This is a genomic window from Streptomyces sp. H39-C1 (assembly GCF_027158125.1).
Taxonomy (GTDB): domain Bacteria; phylum Actinomycetota; class Actinomycetes; order Streptomycetales; family Streptomycetaceae; genus Actinacidiphila; species Actinacidiphila fildesensis.
Genome location: NZ_JAPVLS010000049.1, coordinates 24,625 through 38,774, shown reverse-complemented (window position 1 = coordinate 38,774; position 14,150 = coordinate 24,625). Strand labels below are relative to the sequence as shown.

General features: G+C 72.5%; 14 protein-coding genes. 10 read left to right on the top strand and 4 right to left on the bottom strand.

From position 1 onward, the window contains the following. Positions 1-52 precede the first annotated feature (52 nt). The 4 genes from O3W51_RS28600 (at position 53) to O3W51_RS28585 (ending at position 2,439) form a co-directional block, all read left to right on the top strand. Positions 53-379, top strand: coding sequence for a hypothetical protein (locus O3W51_RS28600; protein WP_198359133.1), 327 nt, complete (start codon positions 53-55; stop codon positions 377-379). Positions 380-463: 84 nt separating this feature from the next. Then, entirely contained in the window at positions 464-1,474 is a 1,011-nt protein-coding gene (locus tag O3W51_RS28595; protein ID WP_381588983.1) for a DUF6745 domain-containing protein, read from the top strand. A gap of 81 nt (positions 1,475-1,555) precedes the next feature. Then, on the top strand, positions 1,556-2,182 hold the full coding sequence (locus tag O3W51_RS28590) for a helix-turn-helix domain-containing protein (RefSeq protein WP_138358256.1): 627 nt from the start codon (positions 1,556-1,558) through the stop codon (positions 2,180-2,182). Then, complete coding sequence (locus O3W51_RS28585) at positions 2,179-2,439, top strand: DUF6126 family protein (protein ID WP_138358258.1); 261 nt, start codon at positions 2,179-2,181, stop codon at positions 2,437-2,439. The genes O3W51_RS28590 and O3W51_RS28585 overlap by 4 nt, the downstream gene beginning before the upstream one ends. Before the next feature lie 9 nt (positions 2,440-2,448). On the opposite strand, the gene O3W51_RS28580 is transcribed toward O3W51_RS28585, so the two are convergent. Beyond that, positions 2,449-3,486 (bottom strand): saccharopine dehydrogenase family protein, encoded by a 1,038-nt coding sequence (locus tag O3W51_RS28580; protein ID WP_138358260.1) that lies wholly within the window; start codon positions 3,484-3,486, stop codon positions 2,449-2,451. Positions 3,487-3,600: 114 nt separating this feature from the next. On the opposite strand from O3W51_RS28580, the gene O3W51_RS28575 reads away from it, so the two are divergent. Then, entirely contained in the window at positions 3,601-3,849 is a 249-nt protein-coding gene (locus O3W51_RS28575; RefSeq protein WP_138358262.1) for a DUF5302 domain-containing protein, read from the top strand. Positions 3,850-4,004: 155 nt separating this feature from the next. Beyond that, a complete protein-coding gene (locus O3W51_RS28570) occupies positions 4,005-6,026 on the top strand; it encodes a M3 family metallopeptidase (protein WP_198359132.1) in 2,022 nt (673 codons plus the stop codon). Positions 6,027-6,041: 15 nt separating this feature from the next. On the opposite strand, the gene O3W51_RS28565 is transcribed toward O3W51_RS28570, so the two are convergent. After that, positions 6,042-6,641, bottom strand: a complete 600-nt coding sequence (locus O3W51_RS28565; RefSeq protein WP_269287685.1) for a HEAT repeat domain-containing protein — start codon at positions 6,639-6,641, stop codon at positions 6,042-6,044. 283 nt (positions 6,642-6,924) lie between these two features. Between O3W51_RS28565 and O3W51_RS28560 the strand changes: the two genes are divergently transcribed. From O3W51_RS28560 to O3W51_RS28545, 4 genes are all read left to right on the top strand, one after another. After that, complete coding sequence (locus O3W51_RS28560; protein WP_138358268.1) at positions 6,925-7,782, top strand: GNAT family N-acetyltransferase; 858 nt, start codon at positions 6,925-6,927, stop codon at positions 7,780-7,782. A gap of 25 nt (positions 7,783-7,807) precedes the next feature. Continuing rightward, a complete protein-coding gene (locus O3W51_RS28555) occupies positions 7,808-8,593 on the top strand; it encodes a helix-turn-helix transcriptional regulator (RefSeq protein WP_138358270.1) in 786 nt (261 codons plus the stop codon). Between the two features lie 67 nt (positions 8,594-8,660). Further along, complete coding sequence (locus O3W51_RS28550; RefSeq protein WP_138358272.1) at positions 8,661-9,155, top strand: nuclear transport factor 2 family protein; 495 nt, start codon at positions 8,661-8,663, stop codon at positions 9,153-9,155. Between the two features lie 54 nt (positions 9,156-9,209). Then, on the top strand, positions 9,210-10,457 hold the full coding sequence (locus O3W51_RS28545; RefSeq protein ID WP_138358274.1) for an MBL fold metallo-hydrolase: 1,248 nt from the start codon (positions 9,210-9,212) through the stop codon (positions 10,455-10,457). Here the strand turns inward: O3W51_RS28545 and O3W51_RS28540 are convergent. Then, positions 10,433-11,038 (bottom strand): GNAT family N-acetyltransferase, encoded by a 606-nt coding sequence (locus O3W51_RS28540; RefSeq protein WP_138358276.1) that lies wholly within the window; start codon positions 11,036-11,038, stop codon positions 10,433-10,435. The genes O3W51_RS28545 and O3W51_RS28540 overlap by 25 nt on opposite strands. Beyond that, on the bottom strand, positions 11,035-14,043 hold the full coding sequence (locus O3W51_RS28535; RefSeq protein WP_138358278.1) for a glycoside hydrolase family 2 TIM barrel-domain containing protein: 3,009 nt from the start codon (positions 14,041-14,043) through the stop codon (positions 11,035-11,037). The genes O3W51_RS28540 and O3W51_RS28535 overlap by 4 nt, the downstream gene beginning before the upstream one ends. Positions 14,044-14,150: the final 107 nt, after the last annotated feature.

Sequence of the window (14,150 nt, the reverse complement as noted above, 5' to 3'; positions counted from 1 at the left end):
AGCTTCTGGACATCGGCGGCCGCAGGGTGCGGACGGCGGAGGGGAGCGTGCTGTGTACCGGCAGGGGGACGTGTTGATCATGCCGTTGGAGGCGGGGGAACCGCCGCGCGGAGTCGAGGCGTTGGCGCGCCAGCCACGGGACGGACGGGGACGGCTGGTGCTCGCGCTGGGCGAGGTGACCGGTCACGCGCACGCGGTCGTCGGGCCCGGCACCCTGGTCCGCGAGCCCGGTCCGTTCGGTGACGCGTTCCTCCATCTCCCGGACGGCGGGCGGGTGGTGCACGAGGAGCACGCGGCCATACCGCTGCCCAAGGGCTGGTTCCGGGTGGTGCGGCAGCGCGAGTACGCGCCCGGCGCCGTGCGCGTCGTGGCGGACTGAGGTGCGCGGCGGTGCCGCGCGACCGGCGGGGGGAGTTCAAGTGACCGAGGACGAGGGGCGGGGACGGACGGAATGACGACGGCACTGGAGACGGCGGCGCGGTGGCGGGCGATCGCGGCGGAGACCGGGGCGGCGGACCGCGCCGCGGCGGAGGCGGGGATACAGCTCGCGTACTGGCAGGCCGGACTCCCGGCACCGGAGCGCGTGGTGTGGACCGGCTCGCCGCTGGAGGCCGCCGCGACCGCGATGCGGCTGGTGGCTGAGGACGGAACGGGGCGCTGCGTGCGGGACGCGGTGCGCACCCGCCCATGGGCGGCGGAGCGGCAGCGCCGGCATGCGGCGCTCGGACCCGCGGGCTGGGCCGAGCGGTGGGCACTGACGGGCGGCCAGCTGTGGGACTCGACGGCTTCGCTCGCCGACCGGATCCGCGTGGGTGTGGTGGAGGCGCTCAGCGAGGAGCCCGCGGACGCGGCCGCCGTCCGCCTGGTGCTGCTGGACGCGGTGCTCGGCCAGCAGGACGCGGCGTGGCTGGCCGCCTTCGACGAGGAGGCCGGGACGCTCGAAGGCGTCTCGGCGGTGGCCCGCGCCGCCGGCTGGTGGTGGCCGTACGAGCGGGTCGTGGTGATAGCGGAGCGGCCGGTGGAACTGCACCGGGACGAGGCGGGCCGGCTGGACCGGGGCGACGGGCCCGCGCTCGCCTTCCCCGACGGCTTCGCCCTGCACGCCTGGCGCGGTATGCCGGTGCCTGCCGCGTTCCTCGCCGGCCTCGCGGACCTCACCCCGGCCCGGATACGGACCGAGGAGAACGCGGAGCTGCGCCGCGTGATGCTGGAGTACTACGGCTACGACCGCTACCTCGCGGAGTCAGGTGCCAAGCCGGTGGCCCGGGACGAGACCGGGATCCTGTGGCGCATCGAGCTGGACGACGACGAGGCGGTGGTGATGGTCGAGGTGGTCAATTCCACCCCGGAGCCGGACGGCACCCACCGGACGTACTGGCTGCGCGTCCCGCCGCGGACCAGGACCGCCCGGGAGGGCGTCGCCTGGACCTTCGGGCTGGACGCGGACAGCTATCTGCCCGAGCGGCAGACCTGAGCGGGTGAGGAGAGGCCGGGTGATTTGCCTCTCAGACAAAACATTTGCCCGAGAGGCAAGGGATGCTGTTCCATCAAGGGCATGGACACCGATATCGCGTCCGCGGAGACGCTGGTCCTCGCCCCCCGGCTGAAGGAACAGCGCCGCCGTACCGGCCTCACCCTGGAGGCCGCCGCCCGGCGGCTCGAACTCTCCGCCGCGCATCTGTCGCGGATGGAATCCGGGCTCCGGCAGCCGTCGCTTCCCGTACTGCTCGGGCTGGCCCGGCTGTACGGCACGACCGTCTCGGACCTGCTGGGGGAGACGACCGCCGAACCGTTCCCCATCGTACGCGGCGACAGCATGGCACCGGTGCCCGCCGGAGGCTGGACGTACTGGCGGGCCGGCGGCACCGGCCGGGCCATGCAGGCGCTGCGGGTCCATGTACCGCCCGAGGCGCAGGACCGGCTGGTCCGCGTGCACCCCGGTGAGGAGTGGCTCTACGTCACCGGCGGCCGGCTGCGGCTCACCCTCGGGGAGAACACCCATCTGCTGGACACCGGCGACGCGGCGCACTTCGACTCGCTGGTGCCGCACCGCCTCGCCGCCGCCTCCCCCGAAGGGGTCGACCTGCTCTTCCTGCACACCCTCATGCAGAGCGAGGCGGCCGGCCTGTGCGTCACCCCGCAGGACACGCAGGACCCGAAGAGAGCGGATACCCCGAAATGAACGACACCGCCCCCACCGAAGCCACCCCCAGCGGCACTGACGGCACCGGCACCACCCCGGTCCGTGCCGCCGTCACCAACACCGCCACCGGCCGCCCGCGCCACGAACCGCTCGCCCCGGAGCTGCGTACCAGCGAGGGCAGCGAGCGGCGCAAGGAACGGGCCGTGGTCCTGCGCGTTCTGGTCTACGTCGTCGTCGCCCACCTGCTGGCCGGATTCGTCTGGCTGCTGTTCGTACTCGGCGCGCACGGCAACTGAGCCGCACCGTCACCAGCCGCGCTTGGCTCCCGACTCCGTGAGCGTGACGCCGCTGAACTCGGTGATGAAACCGGCGCCGAGGGCCCGGGACGGCGTCTGCGACCCGTGCGGCAGACCGGCGAGCCGGGGCATGATCCGCAGCACCGACTCGACGGTCAGCTCGTAGCTGTTCGGCATCGTCACCGTCGCCTGCGCGCTGCGCCCCTCCGGGTCGCTCGCCCGCGCCCACGCCTCGGAACGCGTTCCGGCCAGCGCTTTCGCGCTGGGTCCGCGCACCAGCGCGCCGACGGCGGCGTGGGCCAGGATCCGCGCCGGTCGCAGCCGCATCACCTTGCTGAAGGCCGCGGCACCGGGCGGCAGCGGCATGTAGGTGGTGATGTTGGGGATGGCCGTCGAGTGGAAGGCGGTACTGACGTCACCCCAGGGGATGGAGGTGACCATCCGCGGTCCCGAGGGGAACGCCGCCCTGGTCCGGCGCCAGCCCATCGGCACCGCGCTGATCGTGCCGTCGATACGGGCCCGCCCACCGTCGGGCAGCCCCTCGATCGCGGTCCTGGCGGTGCCCGGGCTGGCGGTCCCGCCGACCAGGATCGCCAGGTCGAGACGGTTCGCGGCGGGCAGGGCCGCGGCGACGGTGGCGGCCAGGCAGTCGGTCGGCACGACGTCGAAGCCGGCGCCCGGCAGCAGGACGACCTGGGCGGCGCGGGCCTGCCCGTCAAGGGCGTGCAGCTGCTCGAAGACATCGATCTCGCCGGTGATGTCCAGATAGTGCGTGCCGGTCTCGATGCAGGCGAGCGCCATCGGCAGCGCCGTCGCCGAGAACGGCCCCGCGCAGTGGGCGACCGACTCGACGCCCTCCAGCGCCCGCCGCAGCGCGACCGGATCGGAAAGGCCGAAAATGCGGTGCTCGAGACCGAGTTCCGCCGCCAGCGGCGCTACCTTGGCGATGCTGCGGCCGGCCAGTACCACCCGTTCACCACGGGCCGCGGCCCGCCGGGCGATCAGGCGTCCGGTATATCCGGTGGCGCCGTACAGCATCCAGGTCATGGAACACGTCCTTCCTGAGAGCGGTCCGGCGTCCCGCCGCCGGTATTGCAGTGTGTCGTACGTGGCCGGGCATGCGAGGCTTGGCCCGTAACCGAACGAAACCAGGAGGCCCCCATGACTGCCGAGGCATCAGACCAAGAGGCGACCGAGGCGACCGAGGTGCCCGGCGCTGCGGACGCGTCCGCCGCGGCCGAGCCGGCCGAGGACGAGGTCAAGCGCAAGTTCCGTGAAGCCCTGGAGCGGAAGCGCGGAGGCAACCAGAGCGCCGCTGCCGCCGGCGGCGGACCGGACAGCTCGAAGATCCACGGTGCCCACGGGCGAGCCGGCGGACAGCGCGAGTTCCGCCGCAAGAGCGGTGGCTGATCCGTACGACCCGTACCCCTCCTTGCCCACGGCCGCAGGGCGGGCTCGGCTTCCCGAGCCTGCCCCGCGGCCGTCGGGGATGTGCCTGACAGGGATGTCCGGACGATCCCCCTCGTCCTCCGGGGGAAGCAGGCGGGCGGCGTAGGGTCGGGCGGGTGACGACGAATCCATTCTTCAGCCCGAGCCCGCTTCCGTACGAGCTGCCGCCGTTCGCCGAGATCCGCGACGAGCACTATCTCCCGGCGTTCGAGCGAGGTCTCGCGGAGCAGCTGGAAGAGGTCGCGGCGGTGGCGGGCAGCCAGGAGCCGCCCACCTTCGAGAACACCATCGTGGCGCTGGAGCGATCCGGGGCCCTGCTGCGGCGCGTCAGAAACGTGTTCTTCAACCAGTCCTCGGCCGACACCAACCCGGCCGTGCAGGAACTGGAAGCGCAGCTCAACCCGCGGCTCGCCGCGCACAGCGATGCGATCCACCTGGACGCCGGACTGTTCGCCCGCGTCGCGTCGCTCCACGACGACCGCGCCGAACTCGGTCTGGACGCGGAGTCGTTGCGGCTGCTGGAGCGGTATCACACCACCTTCCTGCGGGCCGGCGCCCAGCTCTCCCCCGAGGACCAGCAGCGGCTGCGTGAGCTGAACGCCGAACTCGCCACCGCCGCCACCTCCTTCCAGCAGAACGTCTTCGACGACACCCGCGACGCGGCCCTGGTGCTGGACGGCCCGGAGGAGCTCGCCGGGCTGTCGGAGGACGCCATCTCGACCGCCGCCGAGAACGGCCGGGCCCGCGGGCACGACGGCAAGTACGTCATCAGCCTGAAGAACTTCTCCAACCAGACGGAGCTCGCCTCCCTCGACAACCGCGAGGTCCGCGAGCGGCTCCTGGAGCGCTCGCTGGGCCGCGGCGCCAAGGGCAACGGCAAGCTCGCCGTCCGCATGGCGACGCTCCGCGCCGAACGGGCCGCGCTGCTCGGGTACGACAGCCACGCCGCGTACGTCGTCGCCGACCAGACGGCGCTGACCACCGACGCCGTCACCGGCATGTTGCACCGGCTCGTCCCGCCGGCCGTCGCCATGGCCGAGCGGGAGGCCGCCGCACTGGCCGCGGTGAGCGACACCGGCCCCATCCAGGCCTGGGACTGGGCTTACCGCTCACAGCAGGTGCGCAAGGAGCGGTACGCCTTCGACGCCGCCGTCATGCGCCCCTACTTCGAGGCCGACCGGGTCCTGCACGACGGGGTGTTCTTCGCCGCCTCGCAGGTCTACGGGCTGCGATTCACCGAGCGCACCGACCTCGTCGGCTACCACCCCGACGTCCGGGTCTTCGAGGTGTCCGAGGAGGACGGGACGCCGCTGGGCCTCTACCTCGCCGACCTCTTCGCGCGCGGTTCCAAGCGCGGCGGGGCCTGGATGAACGCGCTGGTCGGCCAGTCGGGACTGTTCGGCACCCGCCCGGTCGTGGTGAACAACCTCAACATCGCCAAGCCCGCCCCCGGTGAGCCGGCGCTCCTGACCTTCGCCGAGGTCAACACGCTCTTCCACGAGTTCGGGCACGCGCTGCACGGGCTGTTCTCCGACGTCCAGTACCCGTTCTTCGCCGGGACCGCGGTCCCCAGGGACTTCGTCGAGTACCCGTCCCAGGTCAACGAGATGTGGGCGCTGCGGCCCGAGGTGCTCGCCAACTACGCCAAGCACCACGAGACCGGCGAGCCGCTGCCGGCCGAGCTCATCGAGCGGATGGCGGAGGCCGACGCGTTCGGCCAGGGCTTCAGGACCGTCGAGTACTTGGGCGCCGCGCTGCTCGACTGGGCCTGGCACACGATCGCGGCCGGCAGCGACCCGGGCGACGCCCAGGCGTTCGAGGCCGAGGCGCTCAAGGCGGCCGGGATCGCCGTCCCCGCGATCCCGCCGCGCTACCGGTCGACGTACTTCTCCCACGTCTTCTCGAACGGCTACAGCGCGGGCTACTACTCCTACATCTGGAGCGAGGTCCTGGACGCGGACACCGTCGACTGGTTCGAGGAGAACGGCGGCATGCGCCGGGCGAACGGTGACGCCTTCCGGCGGGAACTGCTCTCCAAGGGCGGCAGCGTGGACTCCCTCACCACCTACCGCAACTTCCGCGGCCGCGACCCGAAGATCGAGCCGCTGCTGGTGCGCCGGGGGCTGCTGCCCGCCTAGGGCCCGCGGTCGCCGTCAGACGGCCGCTCCCGTCGCCCGCCGGGCGTAGGCGCGTACGTCGGCGTCGGTGTCGTCCGCGGCGGCGGCCAGGGCCGCAAGGACAGGTCCCGGGCCGCCGCCGTGCGGGAGCAGCGCCAGGACGACGGCCTTGCGGACGTCGGCGTGCGGGTCGCGGACGGCGGCCAGCAGGGCGGGCAGCGCGAGCGCGGGATCCGCGGCGCCCAGCGCGGCGGCGGCGCCCCGGCGGACCTGCCAGGCCGGGTCATCGAGGGCGGCCGCCGCCGCCGAGTCCAGCGGCGGCGGGCAGCACGCCCCCGCCAGCGCCTCCAGGGCGGCGGCCCGTACCAGCGGATCCCCGTCCTGGATCAGCCCCTTCAGCGTGGGCAGCGGCCCGTCGGCCGTCCCCGGGCCCTTGGCCACCGCGACCCGCACCTCGCGGGAGGGATCGGCGGCGGCGCGCGCCAGGACGTCGACGGCGTCGACCGACAGCAGGGCGCGGACGGTCTCGATCCGCACCTCGATGTCCGGGTCGTCCAGCGTGCCGCCGAACAGCGCAACGTTGGTCCGCCCGTAGCCGGCGGCGGCGCGCGGCGGCCACCGGTGCGGTGTGCTCACGGGTGCGCTCGGCGGGCATCGGGCTCTCCGGTCTGAGGTTTGCGGGCTGGTCCGGTTTGCGGTCTGGGGTCTGCGGTTCGGTGGCCGTGGCGTCGGTGCGCCGCGTTCCCAGGGACCATACCGAGGGTCGGGTCGAAGTGGTGCTGCCGTTGTGTTGCGCCACCAATCGGCCGGTGTGAACGCCCTTGACCTGCACGTTTGATAGTCGTGGCGGAAGATCTGCCACCGCGCGGCGCAATGAAAACGGGGTGCGGGGGAGGTGGCACGCGGGGCAGGATGCGGCATGAGCTGGCACACGACACACGATCTCGACGCGTTCCTGACGGCCGCGAGCGGCTTCCTGCGGGCACGCGCGGTCGAGAACACCGTACTGATCACCGTCGCCGAAGGGCTGCGGCACCGCGGCCTCGACGCGTACGGGGAGACCCCGCCGCTGTTCGGCTGGTGGCAGGACGCCGGCGGGACCGTCGCCGCCGCCTTCCTGCAGACCTCGCCGATGCCGCCGCTCCTGACCGAGGCGCCGCCGCAGGCCCTCGCGGAACTGGCGGGCGTGTGGGACGGGATGGGGCGCGCGCTGACCGGCATCCGGGGGGAACGGGACACGGCCGTGGCCTTCGCCGATGCCTGGCGGTCCCGTACCGGAGCGGCGGCCGAACTCGACAAGAACCTGCGGCTGTTCCGGCTCGGAGAGCTGGCACCGCCGGAACCCGCCCCGGCCGGCCGCGCCAGAACCGCGGGTACGGGCGACCGGGAGCTGTTGGCGGAGTGGTACGAGGCCTTCGCCGCCGAGATCGAGGAGCAGGGCCTGAACGCCGACACGTTCGTCGACGACCGCCTCAGCCATGGCGGCGTCACGGTGTGGGAGGTCGACGGCGCTCCCGTGGCGATGGCCGGAATCACCCGTCCGCTCGCGGGGATGGTCCGCGTCGTCGCCGTCTACACCCCGCCGGGGCACCGGGGCCGCGGCTACGCGGCCGGGGTGACCGCCGCGGTCAGCGGGGCAGCTCGCGACGCGGGAGTGGACGAGGTGCTGCTCTTCACCGACCTCGCCAACCCCACCAGCAACGCGCTCTACCGGCGGCTCGGCTACCTGCCGGTGCAGGACCATGTCGCGCTGACCTACGGTCCGGTGGTGGAATGACACCTCCGAGCCGAGGCGGCACGCTGTGAACCGGACCGACCGGCTGTACGCCCTGGTCGAGGAGTTGCGCGCGGTCGCACCCCGCCCGCGCAGCGCCCGGTGGCTCGCGGAGCGCTTCGAGGTGAGCAGCCGCACCATCGAACGCGACCTGAGCGCGCTGCAGCAGTCCGGCGTGCCGATCTACGCGGAACCGGGCCGCACCGGCGGATACGTCCTGGACAAGGAGCAGACGCTCCCGCCGCTGACCATCACCCCGGCGGAGGCGACCGCCCTCGCGGTGGGTCTGCACGCGCTGGACGGCACGCCCTTCGCCGGAGCCGCGCGCAGCGCGCTGCAGAAGGTGCTGGCCGTCATGCCCGCCCGGGAGCGCGCCGCGACCGGCGAGTTCGCCGACCGCGTGCACGTACTGGCCCGGGACGAACGGCGCGCCACCGTTCCGCGCGTCCTGCAGGACGCGCTCGCCAGCCGCCGCGTGCTGCGGCTCGCGTACGAGGACCGGGAGGGCGTGGCCAGCGAGCGGCTGGTGGAGCCGCTCGGGTTCCTCGGCGGCGAGCAGTGGTACCTCATCGCCTGGTGCCGGCTGCGTGAGGCGGTGCGCGGGTTCCGGATGGACCGGATCCAGGCGGTGCGGGCGCTGGACGAGACGGCGCCGCCGCGCCGGATCGACCGCACCGAGCTGGATGCGCTGGGCTGGGAGCTGATCGGTCTCGAGGGCTTCGCGGACCTGGTCGACGCTCTTCCCGGCAAGTCCAGTCCGGCGGCACTTCGTCAGCGCAACCTCGTCAACGCACGTCGTAGACGCACGTCGTAAACACCGACAGGACGGTGTCGCCGGCCCCTTCGAAGATGGTGATCACACCGAGAAGGAAGGCACGGACATGACCGTCGACCTGCACACCAGCACCACTGAGACCGCCGGCACCAATGGAACCATCGACACCACCGGCACCGATTTCCGTCAGCTCGGCACCGGACTCTTCGAGGACTGGACGGACGTGTGGAACGGCGACCTCGCCATCGCCGACCGCATCCTCACCCCCGGTTTCCGTATCCACTTCGGCAACGCCATTCCGCAGGCGGACACCGACGCCCTGCGCGGCCCCGGAGGACTCGTCCCGTTCGTCGTCGCCCACCGCGAGGCCAAGCCAGGCTTGGTCTACCGCATGCACGGCGTTCCGCTCGTGGACCTCACCGCCACGGCCGGCGGCGGTCCGGCGGGCCAGGTCTGCTGCCGCTGGAGCGCCACCCGTCCCGATCCGGACGGCGCGGGTGAGATCACGGTGAGCGGCATCGACACTCTGGCCGTTTCCGACGGCCTGATCACCGATGTGTGGTCGGTGAGCGGGAGCCGCCGCTTCGGGACGGACGCCTGACAAGGCAGAATTGGCAGGGTGACATCGACTGACCGCCCACCTGCTGGAGGTGCCGTGACCGGTTCCCGCCTCACCGCACTGCGACCTGCTGCTTTCGGCGCCGATCCGGTCGGCGCGCGACTGGAGCGGATCCTCGCGTCACCCAACTACGCCGACGGCGTCTTCCAGAACCCGGTGGGTGCCCGCTCCACGCCCAGCGGGGGTCTGCTCAAGGCGCTGCCCGGCAACATGCGCAAGGAGGCGCGGGCGCTGCGCAGGCCCGCCGCCCCCGTGCCGGTCCATCCGACGACGCTCGCCGACCTTGCGGCGCCGCCGGCGTCGGGGCTGCGGCTGACCTGGATGGGCCACTCGACGGTGCTGGCGGAGATCGACGGCCGCCGTGTGCTCTTCGACCCGGTGTGGGGTGACCGCTGCTCGCCGTTCGCCTTCGCCGGGCCCAAGCGGGTGCACCCGGTGCCGGTCCCGTTGAAGTCGCTCGGCACGGTGGACGTGGTGGTCATCTCGCACGACCACTACGACCACCTCGACATGCCCACCATCCAGGCGCTGGTCGGCACGGACACCGTCTTCGCCGTTCCGCTCGGCGTCGGCGCCCACCTGGAGCACTGGGGCATCGACCCCAAGCGGCTGCACGAACTGGACTGGAACGAGTCGACCGAGGTGGACGGTCTGACCCTGACCGCGACCCCGGCCCGGCACTTCTGCGGCCGCGGCCTGCGCGGCCGCCAGCAGACCCTGTGGGCGTCCTGGGTGGTGGCGAGCGGTGACCACCGGATCTATCACAGCGGCGACACGGGGTACTTCCCCGGCTTCGCCGAGATCGGCGCGCAGCACGGCCCGTTCGACGCGACGATGATCCAGATCGGCGCCTACAGCGAGTTCTGGCCCGACATCCACATGACGCCCGCGGAAGGCATGCAGGCGCACGTGGACCTGTCCGGCGGCACGCCCCACGGAGCGATGCTGCCCATCCACTGGGGCACGTTCAACCTCGCCCCGCACCCGTGGGCCGACCCCGCCGAGGGCACGCTCGCGGCGGCCAGGGAGCTGGGTGCGAAGATCGCCACCCCGCGTCCCGGCGCGCCGTTCGAGCCCTCGGCCGACCTCCCGGACGACTGGTGGTGGCGCTCGGTCGCCGTACCGCCGGCGGGCGGCTGGCCGCAGTACGCGACTCCGGCCGCCGACGCGGCACCGGACGCCTCGGATGCCGTATCCGAGGCCTCGGACACCGCGACCAATGGTGCTGACGACACGGGCGGTGCCGACGGTGCCGAGGACTACGAGGTGGCGCGTCCCAGGTAGGTGAGCGGCCCCGGGTCCGGTACCGCGATCTCATGGAAGCCCATGCGGTCGTAGAAGTACCGGGCCCGGACGTTCGCCGTGGCCATCCCCAGATGGACCGACCCGACGCCCGCCGCGGCCAGCGCTCCGAGGAACGTCTCCATCAGCGCCCGCCCGTGGCCCGCCCCCTGGTGGCCGGGGAGCAGATCGATGTGCAGATGTGCCGGATACGGCGCCAGCTCCGGCACGAGCATCCGCTCCGGCCGGTGCAGCAGGTCGACCATCGTTCCGTGCGGGGTGGCCGGCACCGGACCGGTGAGCTCCGGGTAGCGGTCCGCCACCTCCGGCAGCCATTCGCTGCGGAACCGTTTCACGAAGGCGGCGGTGTCGGCCGTCCCCAGGATGTAGCCGACCGCGCTGCCCTGCCCGTCGTCGACCACGAAGGTCAGCTCCGGCTCCAGCCGCGCGTACGGGGCCGCGAAGATCGTCCCCAGCAGATCGTGGTCGGGATAGTACGGCCGGGCGTCCTCGCCCTCCTGGCCGGTGCGTACGCAGATGTCGTAGAGCGCGGGCAGGTCCGTGGGGCGGTAGGGCCGGATCATGTGGTCTCCAGGGCGCCGAACGTGAAGGAGAAGGTCACCGGGGCAGCGGTGAGCCAGTACTGCGGCAGGGCCCCGGGCCCGCAGGACCCGCTGCCGATGCCTTGCTGCCCATGGTCCAGATTGAGCCAGATCGTCTCGGACGGCGTGAGGTCGTAGGTGTGCTCGGCCGTGTCGAGCTGCTCCCCGGTCCAGCGCCGCGCGGTGAACCAGAAGTCCGGGTCGCCGGTGATCAGCAGCCCCTGCCCGTCCTCGCGGCGCAGCCGCGCCCAGCGGACATCGGCCCGCGCGCCGTTCTCCTGCGGCCTGACGTAGGGCGTCTGCAGCGCGTCGACGGTGCTCGTGTACCGCCCGATCCGGGACGCGGCCCGGGTGTCGGGATACGCCTCGCCGGGACCGCCGCCGAACCATTCGACGCCGTTGAGGCTGCCGCAGACGCCCAGGCGCAGCCCGATCCGCGGCAGCGGGACGGTCCACTCGCCCTCCGGGGTGACGTCCACGGTGAGCCGCAGCCGATCGTCTGTCGCGGTCCAGGTGAAGACGGTGCGCAGGCCCAGGTCCCCGGCCGCCGGTGCGACCCGGGTGGTGACGGTCAGTGCGTCGGCGCCGATGGTGACCCCGTCGAGCCGGTGTCGCATCCGGTGCAGGCCCGCCTCCCGCCACCGCCGGTCCAGCTGGATGTCGGGGTGCCGGCCGGAACCCGCGTCGTTGTCGGTCGGTGCACGCCACACGTCCAGCCGCGGCGCTCCGGCGATCTGGAAGTGCTCCAGGTACTTGAGCGCGCCGGTGACGGCGTCGAACGTGCCGGGCCCGAGCAGCACGACGCCGCCCTCGGCACGGCGCGGCGCCTTGATGCGTGCGGCTTCTCTATGGGCGGCTTCGGCCGGGGCCGCTGAGGTCGGGGCCTCGGTGGTCGGGACCTCGGTGGTCGGGGTTGTGGGGGCCGCGGGTGCCGCTGCGGCGAACTGGCCCCAGGCCACCTCGTGCCCGGCCGGTGCCCAGCCGGTGTCGTCGGCCAGCGCCGCCCGCACCGTCCACCAGGCTTCACCTTCACCTGCCGGTGAGCCGGACCCGCCGCCGGGTGCCCGGGGCAGCTTCAGCTCCGCAGTCGCGCCGGGTGCGAGCACCGGGACCTCCAGATCACCGGAGTCGACTGCCTCGCCCTCCACCTCGTACGTCCACCGGAAGGACAGCGACGACAGATCGGCGAAGTCGTACCCGTTGGTGATCCGGACGATGCCGGCCGCGCCGTCCCCGTCGATCCTGACCGGCTCGATGACCTTCTTGTACTCGATCAGACCGGGAGAGGGAGTGCGGTCGGGGAACACCAGCCCGTCGCAGACGAAGTTGCCGTCGTGCAGTTCCTCGCCGAAGTCGCCGCCGTAGGCGAAGAACTCCACACCGGAGCGGGTGCGCTGCCGCAGCCCGTGGTCGATCCACTCCCAGACGAATCCGCCCTGGCAGCGCTCGTGCGCCTCGAAGAGCCGCTGGTACTCGCTCAGCCCGCCGGGACCGTTGCCCATGGCGTGCGCGTACTCGCACAGAAGGAACGGCAGGGCGCGGCGCTTCGCATCCAACTGGGCATCAGGAAGGGGGAGTTCGGTGCGGCGCCCGATGAGTTCGACTTCGGCGTGGTCGGCGTACATCCGTGAGTACACATCGGTGTCCGCGCAGGACGGATCGCCCTCGTAGTGGATCGGACGGTCCGGATCGCGGTCGCGGATCCACGACGCCATCGCCGACAGACCGCGACCGGTCCCGCACTCGTTGCCCAGCGACCACATCACGACGGACGGATGGTTCTTGTCGCGCTCGACCATGCGCGCGGCCCGGTCCAGCAGCGCGGGCGTCCAGCGCTCGTCGTCGACCGGATTGCCGCGCCAGCCGATCACTTCGAAGCCGTGGGTCTCCAGATCGCACTCGTCGACGATCCACATCCCCAACTCGTCGCAGAGGTCCAGAAAAGCCGGATGCGGCGGGTAGTGGCTGGTGCGGACGGCGTTGATGTTGTGCCGCTTCATCAGCACCAGGTCCTGCCGCATCGTCTCCAGATCCAGCACCCGGCCGTGGTCGGGGTGGAACTCGTGCCGGTTGACGCCCCGCAGGAGGATCCGGCGGCCGTTGACCTTGAACACCCCGTCCTCGACGGCCACCGTCCGGAAGCCGATCCTGAGCGGGATCCGCTCGCCCTCCGTGGCCAGTTCGGCGTCGTACAGGCGCGGTATCTCGGCGGACCACGGCTCGACGGGCACGGTCGCGTTCTCCCCGGTCGCCAGATCCAGGCCGAGCTCCGGGACGCTGACGCTGCCGCCGGGCTCGCAGTCGACGCGCAGCGTTCCGGTGCCGGTGGTGTGGTCGTAGTCGGCATGCACGAAGAAGTCCGCGACCGATCCCTCCGGCCGCTCGATCAGCGTCACCTCCCGGAAGATCCCCGGGAGCCACCACATGTCCTGGTCCTCCAGATAACTGCCGGACGACCACTGGTGGACGCGCACCGCCAGTACGTTCCCGCGCGGTCGCAGCAGCTCCCCGACCTCGAACTCCACCGGCAGCCGGCTGCCCTTGAACGTGCCCAGCTCCGCACCGTTGAGCCACACCCGCGCGCACGACTCCACACCGTCGAAGCGCAGCAGCGCCGCCCCGCCCGGCCAGTCGTCCGGCAGATCGAAGGAGCGTCGGTGGTCGCCCGTCGGGTTCTCGGTCGGAACCCGCGGCGGATCGACGGGGAACGGGTACACCACGTTCGTGTACGCGGGCGAACCCTGTCCCTGCAGCGGCCAGTGCGCGGGCACCGGCAGCAGATCCCAGCGGGTGGCGTCGAACTCCGGCCGGGCGAAGTCGTCACCGTGCGCGTCGGCGGTCCCCGACAGCCGGAACCGCCACGCCCCGTTCAGACTCACGTACCGCGCGTCCGACGTACTCCACCAGGCCCGCGGCGGCAACGCGCCGCTGCCGGGGGAGGGGTCCTCGTAGTAGGGGACAGCCGCGGGACGCAGCGCCTCGTGCATGGGAGTTGCTCCTCACCTGGACGACACCGGACTTCGACATTATCGACATCAATGACAACGGACATGCACGACCCGGGGCATGGACCCCCGCGCCGACCGGCATGGCC